General features: G+C 36.4%; 9 protein-coding genes and 1 pseudogene. 2 read left to right on the top strand and 8 right to left on the bottom strand.

The window, feature by feature from the left end; all coding sequences use genetic code 11:
- From Q0543_RS10090 to Q0543_RS10055, 8 genes and pseudogenes are all read right to left on the bottom strand, one after another.
- Positions 1-571: pseudogene (locus Q0543_RS10090) on the bottom strand (tRNA uridine-5-carboxymethylaminomethyl(34) synthesis GTPase MnmE); the annotation flags it as partial.
- 3 nt (positions 572-574) lie between these two features.
- Positions 575-1,111: a DUF255 domain-containing protein gene (locus Q0543_RS10085; protein ID WP_299252177.1), complete on the bottom strand. Its 537-nt coding sequence runs from the start codon at positions 1,109-1,111 to the stop codon at positions 575-577.
- A 93-nt stretch (positions 1,112-1,204) separates the two neighbouring features.
- Positions 1,205-2,077: a metal ABC transporter permease gene (locus Q0543_RS10080; RefSeq protein WP_299252175.1), complete on the bottom strand. Its 873-nt coding sequence runs from the start codon at positions 2,075-2,077 to the stop codon at positions 1,205-1,207.
- A gap of 127 nt (positions 2,078-2,204) precedes the next feature.
- Positions 2,205-3,497, bottom strand: a complete 1,293-nt coding sequence (locus tag Q0543_RS10075; protein ID WP_299252173.1) for a metal ABC transporter permease — start codon at positions 3,495-3,497, stop codon at positions 2,205-2,207.
- Positions 3,498-3,719: 222 nt separating this feature from the next.
- Entirely contained in the window at positions 3,720-4,505 is a 786-nt protein-coding gene (locus tag Q0543_RS10070) for an ABC transporter ATP-binding protein (protein ID WP_299252160.1), read from the bottom strand.
- Between the two features lie 398 nt (positions 4,506-4,903).
- Entirely contained in the window at positions 4,904-5,818 is a 915-nt protein-coding gene (locus Q0543_RS10065; RefSeq protein ID WP_299252157.1) for a zinc ABC transporter substrate-binding protein, read from the bottom strand.
- Between the two features lie 404 nt (positions 5,819-6,222).
- Complete coding sequence (locus Q0543_RS10060; protein ID WP_299252154.1) at positions 6,223-6,879, bottom strand: metal-dependent transcriptional regulator; 657 nt, start codon at positions 6,877-6,879, stop codon at positions 6,223-6,225.
- Between the two features lie 181 nt (positions 6,880-7,060).
- Complete coding sequence (locus Q0543_RS10055) at positions 7,061-8,131, bottom strand: glycosyltransferase (RefSeq protein WP_299252151.1); 1,071 nt, start codon at positions 8,129-8,131, stop codon at positions 7,061-7,063.
- A 93-nt stretch (positions 8,132-8,224) separates the two neighbouring features.
- Between Q0543_RS10055 and Q0543_RS10050 the strand changes: the two genes are divergently transcribed.
- Together Q0543_RS10050 and Q0543_RS10045 are read left to right on the top strand one after the other, a co-directional pair.
- Complete coding sequence (locus Q0543_RS10050; RefSeq protein WP_299252179.1) at positions 8,225-9,040, top strand: 2,3,4,5-tetrahydropyridine-2,6-dicarboxylate N-succinyltransferase; 816 nt, start codon at positions 8,225-8,227, stop codon at positions 9,038-9,040.
- A 235-nt stretch (positions 9,041-9,275) separates the two neighbouring features.
- The gene (locus Q0543_RS10045) at positions 9,276-9,452 is read left to right on the top strand and encodes a hypothetical protein (RefSeq protein ID WP_299252148.1); all 177 of its coding nucleotides are present in this window, start codon (positions 9,276-9,278) and stop codon (positions 9,450-9,452) included.
- The last annotated feature ends 23 nt before the right edge of the window (positions 9,453-9,475 follow it).

The following is a 9,475-nucleotide window of genomic DNA, read 5'->3' as shown; positions in this document are numbered from 1 at the left end:
AGGCAACATCTTCTTCACTGAAATCCAATTCCAGTTCAATCATCGATGCAAAGTGAATCAATTGCTCACGAAGCTTTTTAATTTCATCGGAGAAGCCACCACGCATTTGTTGGATGGCAACTTGATGCGATGCTTTAGAGTCGGAGGCAATTAAATCGGCAACGGCTTCGGCTTGCGCCAAATCGAAACGACCATTTAAAAAAGCACGCATGGTGAATTCGCCTGGCTTCGCATGGCGCGCACCTTTGCGCATGAGTAATTGTAACAGTTCTTGAATGATAAAGGTAGAACCGTGGCAAGAGATTTCAACCACATCTTCCTTGGTAAAGGATTTTGGTCCTTTGAATACCGTAACAACTACTTCGTCAATAACGCGACCGTCTTCTTCAATATTTCCTACATGTACGGTGTGCGAAGGAACCGTAGCTATGTTCTTCGAAGGGAAAATAGATGACGTAATTTCAAACGAACGGTTTCCAGAAAGTCGAATCACTCCGATAGCGCCCATTCCTTGAGGACTTGCTAATGCGACGATGGTATCGTTATGTTGTGTGACGGGTTGCGTATTCAAAATTTATTCAGCTTTTTCAGTAAAACTTTTAGAGTAGTCTTCCCAAGTTGTTGTTTTATATTGATTGCTACCGATAAAATTTAAAATCGGATATAAGTCATTTGGAGGTTGAAAACCTGGCAACGGTTGCAGCAAGGTTTCATCTGCTTCTAAATAAACTGTTGTCGGGTAAGAGGTAGCATGGAATATTTTAGCTGCTAAATCAGCATTCGACATTTCTTGTCCTTTGTAGTGCACCTTTTCAGCTTTCTCTGCATTTAATTTTACAGAATAAAAATGCTTGTTTAAATACGTAGCAATTTTTTGATTGGTAAAGGTTTTTTTATCCATTTCTTTGCACCATCCGCACCAATCGGTGTAGACATCGATAAAAATGGGTTTGGGATTTTTTTTGCTTAAAGCAATCGCTTCATCGTAGGTCATCCATTTTACAACTTCTGCTTTAGAGGCCGTCGAAATAGTTGGTTTGTTGTTCGCTATAAAACCAACAGAGGCAATAAGCGTCACAAATGCGATTAAAGAGATGATTTTTGTTTTCATATAGTGTAAAAGTATTTCTTTTTATAAATAGTTCCTAACCTTATACGGAATAAACGAAATGTGTTGATGTATAGTGTCTTAATTTATAGATAATTAATCCATTGCTTGCAGTATAGACGGCGATTTTCGAATCTGTTTCCGTAGCCATTGGATAAAAAAACATACCGTAAATAGTATGCCAGAAACCGTTGCCATAGAGCCAGAAATAGAGACATCTAAAAACGAAGCCGCATAATATCCACCTACAGAAGATAAAACACCAAAGACAATTGCGTACAATAAGGTTTGTTTGATAGAATCTGTTATTAAATACGCTGCCGATGCAGGTACGACTAAAAACGCAACAACTAATATGGCACCAACAGATTCAAACGAAGCTACCGTTGTAAAGGATACCATCGACATCAACAGATAATTCCATAACACCGTGCTCATGCCAATTGAAGCTGCATAGGGTGCATCAAACGTGGTGATCACCCATTCCTTAAAAAAGTAAAAGATGATACCGACAATGCCAATGAGTACGAAACTTAGTAGCACCAGTGCTTTGGGTAATTCAAGTCCAAATATGGCAATGGTATTTAATGGCACATAGGCAATCTCTCCGTACAATACACACTCTTGGTCTAGGTCAATATTCTCCGCAAAGTAGGAGATAAGCAATACACCTAAAGCAAACAGAAAGGTAAAGGTAACGCCGATGGAAGCGTCCTCTTGTAATTTTGTTTTTTTATGAAGCCATTCAATAATTAAAGTTGTTATAATTCCCATCATTCCTGCGCCTATCAACATCCAAATAGAATCTCTACTCCCTGTTAAGAAAAAAGAGAGTACAATACCTGGCAATACCGCATGTGATATGGCATCACCCACCATAGCCATTTTTCGTAAAACCAAAAATGTACCTAATATGCTGCAAGAAACTGCAACAAGAATGCCGGTGAGTATGATGTAGAAGTCGTTCATTTATTAAGAGGTCAGTGTTCAGAAAAGGAGACAAATTAAAACGTTAAACTATTTTTTATTAATGTTGAATTTTTATTCCGTTTGGAATTTGTTTTTTGTTATTTGGAATTTTCCTAACACCTTTAGCTTACCTCGGAATTCTTGAATCATGTGGATCTACTTCTGGAAAATTCAAACTTTTTTCCAACCGTGCTTCCAGTTCGGGTGTAAGTATGTGTTCAATGGTTTCTGCATCGTCGTGTACGTGGTCGGAGGGAAGTAATAAATTTTTTGATAAGTACATTTCCCAAAGTCTGTGTAAGCGAACAATACGTTTACCACGTTCCATACCTTCATTTGTTAAGGCCCAGCCTTGACCGCTGTGTTCTAAATAGCCTTCAAATTGCAAACGATACAAGGCCGGATAAACTTGCCATAAAGGCAAGTTCCGTTTTGCGATTAAGTTGTTAAGAGCATGTGTTTCTTGAAAACGATTGTCTTTTTCACCCAATTGATATAAGGCTTTCAGAATATTCTCTTTTAATATTAAGGACTTATGTTTGAATACTCGGTACATACCGTATACAACTCCTTTTTTAGGTGCAAATAAGATGGATAAAAATGCACAAATTGAAATAACCATCACTATCCATGGTCCGGTTGGCATGGATGGATACTTATATGAAATATAAGATCCAATAATGGCAGCAAACGTGTTGAATAGAATTGCGAGTATCAATAAGCGTTTTAAATTATCTGTCCAATAGCGTGCAGCTACTGCAGGTGTAATGAGCATGGCAGACATCAATACTACCCCAACCGATTGTATGCCAGTGACAATAGCAATTACGGTAAGTGTGGTTAAGATTAATTGCAATCCTTTTACAGGTAAACCAATACTCCCTGCATAGACTGCATCAAAACTAATGAGCATAAATTCTTTGAAAAAGAAACTTGTTGTTCCTATCACAAGCATACTGATAATGCCATACGTGATTAAATCTTTTTCCAATAATGCAGCAGCTTTTCCAAACAAAAAGCTATCCAAGCCACTTTGTGCACCACTACCAGAGTGTTGTATGTGCGTTAGTAATATTATACCGACTGCGAAAAATACAGATAGAACAACAGCGATTGCAGTATCTTGTTTTAATTTCGAATGCCTTGAAATCAGTTCTACCAAATATAAAGACAGCCAACCCGTTACAAATGCACCTGGTAATAGTACCCATAACGATTTTGTTTGAAATAAAATGAATGCCATACAAATACCTGGCAAGATAGAATGCGCAACGGCATCACCCGATAAACTTTTCTTTTGTAAAAAAGCAAAGCAACCCACCACCGATGCAGATAGGTTCAATAGTATGGTCCCAAATACCACGGTGCGTACATTGGGGTCTTCGAGGAGAAGGAAGCGAATGAAATTATTATATGGCACGACGATTATTCAAATTATGAATTATGAATTATGAATTATGAATTATGAATTATGAATTATGAATTATGAATTATGAATTATGAATTATGAATTATGAATTATGAATTATGAATTATGAATTATGAATTTTATCTCCTTGATGATATGTTTTCTCTTAGACAGTATTAAGTGAAGCCATTTATAATTTATAATTCATAACTCATAATTATAAGGCCTTCGGCCTTACTCTCTGTTTGGAAACTGCTCATTATGCAACAAATCTCCCACACTGGATAATATATTCAATTTGCCTCCGTATGTTTTTTGTAGCAATTCTTTTGTAAATACTAAAGGTGTTGGTCCGCTTGCTACCAAACGCGTATTGAGTAAAATGATCCAATCAAAGTATTCATCCGCCGAATTTAAATCGTGGTGCACAACAATGATGGTTTTGCCTTTGGCAGTCATGTCTTTTAATAAGGCAATGATTGTTTTTTCTGTAGCGGCATCTACGCCTGCAAACGGTTCGTCCATAAAATACAAATCCGCATCTTGTGCCAATGCACGTGCTAAGAAAACGCGTTGTTGTTGCCCGCCCGAAAGTTGAGAGATTTGTCTGTCGGCAAATGCTTCCATACCTACTTTGCGCAAACAATCGATGGCTACTTCCTTATCTGCTTGTCGCAGTGATTTAAAAATACCAACGTGCCCATAACGGCCCATCAATACTACATCAAGCGCTGATGCTGGGAAATCCCAGTCTACCGATTCACGTTGAGGAACATAGCTCACCTTTTTGCGAACCGCTTCTAGATCTTGGTTGAAGAGCTTTACATAGCCACTCGCTTTGGGAATCAATCCCATTGCTGTTTTAATCAAGGTAGATTTACCGGCGCCATTCGGACCAATGATGCCCGCCAATACTCCAGAAGGAATTGTTAAATCGATATTCCATAAAACAGGTCGTTTGGAATAACTCACTGTTAAGTCATGTATTTCTAATACGGGATTTTCAACATGTTCAATCATGATTGGTATATGTTTTATTCAACCCTTTTAGTAGGTTGATTTGTAATCTTTTTATAAATGCTTTATTCTAAAGCACGGATTCTCTTTTATGCTTCATTTCAAACCCTTGGCTAAACACCTAATGAATGCTGCGCAGTAGTTTATAAAAGCAACCACTTAGCTTTCATTGCCGTTCAATTTATTAAACGGTTTCAAGGGGGAGCATGGTTGTGCCTTTTCGGCCAAGCATTGTCAAAATTTACAGTAATAATCGTTGTAATCTTTGGCTGCTCTCGCGCCAGTCTTCAGACTGGTGTCTATAATTTCGTAGTTTTGACTACATTTATAAAGGACAAACCATAACAATTAATTTCGCCCTGCGTGTGCCTTTTCGACCAACCATTCTCCCGATATACACCTTATTTCAATGCAGCAACAATCGTTGTTACATTTTTACGAACCATTCCAATGTATGTGCCTTCTGGAGTATTTGCCGCACCCATCGCATCGGAGAAAAGTGTACCGCCAATTTCAATATTTTTTCCTTTTTGACGACAGCCATCTAGCACAGCTTTAATAGATTGGTCCGATACAGACGTTTCCACAAAGACAGATTTTATGTTTCTATCTACAATTAAATTTACTAATTGAGTTATGTCGTTCAAGCCAAAATCCGATACCGTAGAAATACCTTGTAGTCCACGTACCTCTGTGTCATAAGCCAATCCGAAATATCCGAAAGCATCGTGTGCAGTAATCAACACGCGTTGAGCTTTAGGGATCAGTGCCATATTGTTTTTTACTTCTGTATCTAAGCTGTCCAATGCTGCGAGGTATATAGGAGTATATTTTTGAATTTCAGCTGATAATGCCGGAACTTTTGATGCTAGAGTGTTTGACATTGCAGAAACGGCATCTTTCCAAAGTTCAACGTCAAACCAAATATGTGGATCGAATACCTGTGCTTTTTTATCCAATAAACGCAATCTGCTTTTGGAAATGCCATCACCCATGGAGATCACAATTTTTTTAGACGCTAATTTTTCAAGTATCTCAGACATTTTACCTTCTAAGTGAATGCCGTTATATACAATGATATCTGCTTTTTGCAGGCGTTCTAAATCGCCCTGTGTTGCTTTGTATAAATGTGGGTCAACACCTGGTCCCATTAACGATATTACTTCCGCTTGGTCGCCCACAATGTTTTTTACTGCATCGCCAATCATACCTGTCGTAGTAACGATCAATAATGTATGCGATTCTTTTTCAGTAGTTTTCGATTCAGAACACGAAAGAAAGAGCAGTAATAATGCAATTGGAATGAGTTTTTTCATAGGATGTTTTTATTAATTATTTTATCCGTTGGCTAAAGCCGAACGGCAATAAAAGCAACGTTGCTGTTTGTATAGACCTAAGTAGAGTTTTCAATATGATGTAATTAAGCACGAGTTCACTTATAATTTAAAATTCATGTTGTTTAATGTACTAAAAACAACGCGCTGCACCTCCAACTAGTTACAATGAATCCGTTTCGGGAATGGTTGTTGTTGCACCTCGAAAAAACATCTCAATAAACATTGATTTGTTCTGGCGGTAACACCAACAACAGCTCAGGGCTTTCGTTGTTATGTAATTAAACACGAGTTCATTTATAATTCATAATTTATAATTCATAATTGGGTTCGACCAACTATTCTTCAATAGAACAGATTAGAAGTTTCTTTTTAACAGTTCGTTCCTAATCAGTTACGTATAAGTTCTTAGCCACTTCGTGTGAAATAACAAAGGTGTTTTTGCCTTGCAACACAATTTCTAAAGAACCATCAAATTCAATGCGTTCCTTGATTTGGATTTTGGCCCCAGGACTGATACTCAAACGATCTAGATATTGGAGGAAGGCGGGGGAGGTTTCAATCATTCCCACCACTTTACCTTTAAAGCCAACAGGCAAATCAGATAGTAAGTATTTTTTTCTGCTGATAAACTCACCTTTTTGATCTGGGATAGGATCGCCATGAGGGTCCACAGATGGATTTCCTAGAAACTCATCCAATCGATCAATTAGTACATTCGATTGAATGTGCTCCAATTGTTCGGCAATTTCATGCACTTCATCCCAATGGAATTTTAGCTTCTCAACCAAAAACACTTCCCACAAACGATGTTTGCGAATGATTTGTAACGCTTCTTGTTTTCCTTTTTTTGTTAGGGTTACCCCTTGGTATTTTATGTAATTTAAATACGATTTGTCGGATAGCTTTTTCAGCATGTCTGTTACAGATGCTGGTTTTGTTTTTAATACATCAGAAATTCCATTTGTTGAAACATCTTTGTTTGTGTCACCAGACAAATGGTAAATTGTTTTTATATAATTCTCTTCCGTATGTGTGAGCATGCGTTTTTATTTCGTTATACAAAAATAAATATTTAGGATAGCCTAAAAAAGTTATTTGAAGGATTTATTTTTTTGGATAATTTACCCTTATCTATAAATTGGATATTTTAAAGATGTCAATTTTATTAAGAGATTGACTGTTATTTAAAAAAGAATTCTATTGAGTTTGGAATAGGTGCGATTAGTTCTTATTCAAAAAAAACTCTGAATACCAGTTTTGCAATTTGTCTTCTTCCCAAATTAGCTTGTTCGGATTTCCAGCAGTATAATAAGAGGTGTTTATTATTGTCTTGTATAATTCGTCCGCTGGTGGAAGCTTACTGAAATTTATTACAAGTCCTGCTTGAAACATTTCTACGTATTCTTTCCAAGTAGGATTGAAAGAACAGATAACTGGAAGTTGATTTAAGAAGTATTCAAACAATTTCGTGGGTACTCTTAAATGAGTGCTTTCATTAAAACGATATGGAAGTAATCCAATATGATGATCCTGTATTGCTGACAAAATTTCAGTATGGTCAATAGGTGCATTTCCACTAATCAATTTAATAAAAGGGAAGGGATTAATGCGGTTTTTAACTTTTGTTAATTCTCGACAATCTGGAGCAAAACCAATAATAGTTAATTCAAATTTGCGGTTAAAAACATGAAGTCGGATGGCTAAATCTATGGCTTCAAAAACTCCATATGATGTGGCAATTGTTCCTGAATACAAAAGTTTGATTTTTGGTAAATCTTTAATAGGTACAATTTCTTTGCTGGTAGGGACTATTCCAACGTATTTGTTTTCTAATACAAGGTTAGGCTCCTGTATGCGGTCTGAAAGTTCTGTAAGGTAGATTTTTTCGGCTAGGAGGTATCCATCCATTCGTTTCTTAGCTACCCGCTCCTTAAGCCGAACCCAGCGAGCAATAATTGGCTTAATTAAAGATGGAAATGCATCGGTATAGAGAATGTTGTGGTAGTAGTTTTCTTGTACATCGTAAATAAATTGGCAACCAAATAATATTTTGTATAGATATGTAACTATCAGTAATTCATGTGTTGAAACGATGATTGTATGAGGTTTTACTTTAAGTGCTCGAATGAGAAATTTCCAAGGAGCGAAAAATCTAAAAATAGACATTCTAGAGCCACAAAAAATAGGATAAAAATAGATATTGGATTCATTTTTGATACTCGTTTTTAAGCCTGCTATGTGGATTTCTGTATTTGGTAAAAGACTTAAACTTTTCCCGATTTTTTCGTACATTCGGGAATCGTTTACCGGTTTTAATACAGAGCCAATAAGAATTCTATGATTCGTCATATTCATAAAAATAGCGAAAAAATTATATTATAAACAATTGAAATGAAAGAAATTATTGAAAAAGCGTGGGAAGATCGTTCGATGCTTTCCAATCCAGAAGTTCAAGCAGTTATTAATACTGTAATCGAAGAATTAGATAAAGGACGTTTACGCGTTGCTCAACCAAATGAAGATGGGAGTTGGACGGTAAATGATTGGGTAAAGAAGGCAGTAATTATGTATTTCCCTATCCGTAAAATGGAAACCATTGAATGCGGACCGATGGAGTTTTATGACAAAATGGCGTTAAAAACGGGTTATGAAGCATTGGGTGTTCGGGTAGTTCCACATGCAGTTGCGCGTTATGGTGCATACTTGGCAAAGGGAGTAATCTTGATGCCATCGTATGTAAATATAGGTGCATTTGTTGATTCAGGTACCATGGTTGATACTTGGGCAACAGTTGGAAGTTGTGCGCAAATTGGTAAAGATGTTCACTTAAGTGGTGGTGTTGGTATAGGTGGTGTATTGGAACCTGTACAAGCTGCTCCAGTAATAATAGGTGATGGTGCTTTTTTAGGATCTAGATGTATTGTTGTTGAGGGAGTTAGGATTGGTAAAGAAGCTGTATTGGGTGCAAATGTTGTATTAACTTCAAGTTCTAAGATTATTGATGTGACTGGTCCTGAACCGATTGAATATAAAGGTTTTGTTCCTGAGCGCTCGGTCGTTATTCCTGGTACCATTCCCAAACAATTTGCTTCTGGTATTTATCAAGTGCCATGTGCATTGATTATTGGTAAAAGAAAAGCAAGTACAGATTTAAAAACATCCTTAAATGATGCCTTACGCGAAAACAACGTAAGCATTTAAGTTTAAAATTTAGGCATAAAGAAAGAGGTTTTGGCCTCTTTTTTTATGCCTAAAAAATTGCATTTTTTTGTGAATTTGGTTTTGTGTAAGAGGGATTATTTTCTAATTAAAGGTTGAATTGGGTAAAATAAACGTGAGGATTAATTAGTAGAGTCGAACTTATATCATTTGTAATTGTAATAAATAGGTATATTTTAAGTGAAGTTTACATGTTACATTAAAAAAAAATATAGATATGAGTAAGTTAAATTCAATTGGATTAGACGAAAAATTGGCTAAAGATTTAGCCGATAAGTTAAATGATTTATTAGCAAATTATTCTATTTTCTATATGAATACAAGAGGTTTTCACTGGAATATTTCTGGAGACAAATTCTTTGTGCTCTTTCCGTCTAAAAGTTGGACCACTTAAGCAGCGGTTTTAAAGATATAAAA

The organism is uncultured Cytophaga sp., assembly GCF_937863595.1.
In the GTDB taxonomy this organism is placed as follows: domain Bacteria; phylum Bacteroidota; class Bacteroidia; order Cytophagales; family Cytophagaceae; genus Cytophaga.
Note: the sequence above shows the minus strand (reverse complement) of the source record. Positions and strands in the feature narration are given on the sequence as shown.

Bases quoted from the DNA above. Each gene is read 5' to 3' on its own strand.
- Q0543_RS10085 (WP_299252177.1), bottom strand. From the start codon at position 1,111: ATGAAAACAAAAATCATCTCTTTAATCGCATTTGTGACGCTTATTGCC.
- Q0543_RS10080 (WP_299252175.1), bottom strand. From the start codon at position 2,077: ATGAACGACTTCTACATCATACTCACCGGCATTCTTGTTGCAGTTTCT.
- Q0543_RS10070 (WP_299252160.1), bottom strand. From the start codon at position 4,505: ATGATTGAACATGTTGAAAATCCCGTATTAGAAATACATGACTTAACA.
- Q0543_RS10065 (WP_299252157.1), bottom strand. From the start codon at position 5,818: ATGAAAAAACTCATTCCAATTGCATTATTACTGCTCTTTCTTTCGTGT.
- Q0543_RS10060 (WP_299252154.1), bottom strand. From the start codon at position 6,879: ATGCTCACACATACGGAAGAGAATTATATAAAAACAATTTACCATTTG.
- Q0543_RS10055 (WP_299252151.1), bottom strand. From the start codon at position 8,131: ATGTACGAAAAAATCGGGAAAAGTTTAAGTCTTTTACCAAATACAGAA.
- Q0543_RS10045 (WP_299252148.1), top strand. From the start codon at position 9,276: ATGAGTAAGTTAAATTCAATTGGATTAGACGAAAAATTGGCTAAAGAT.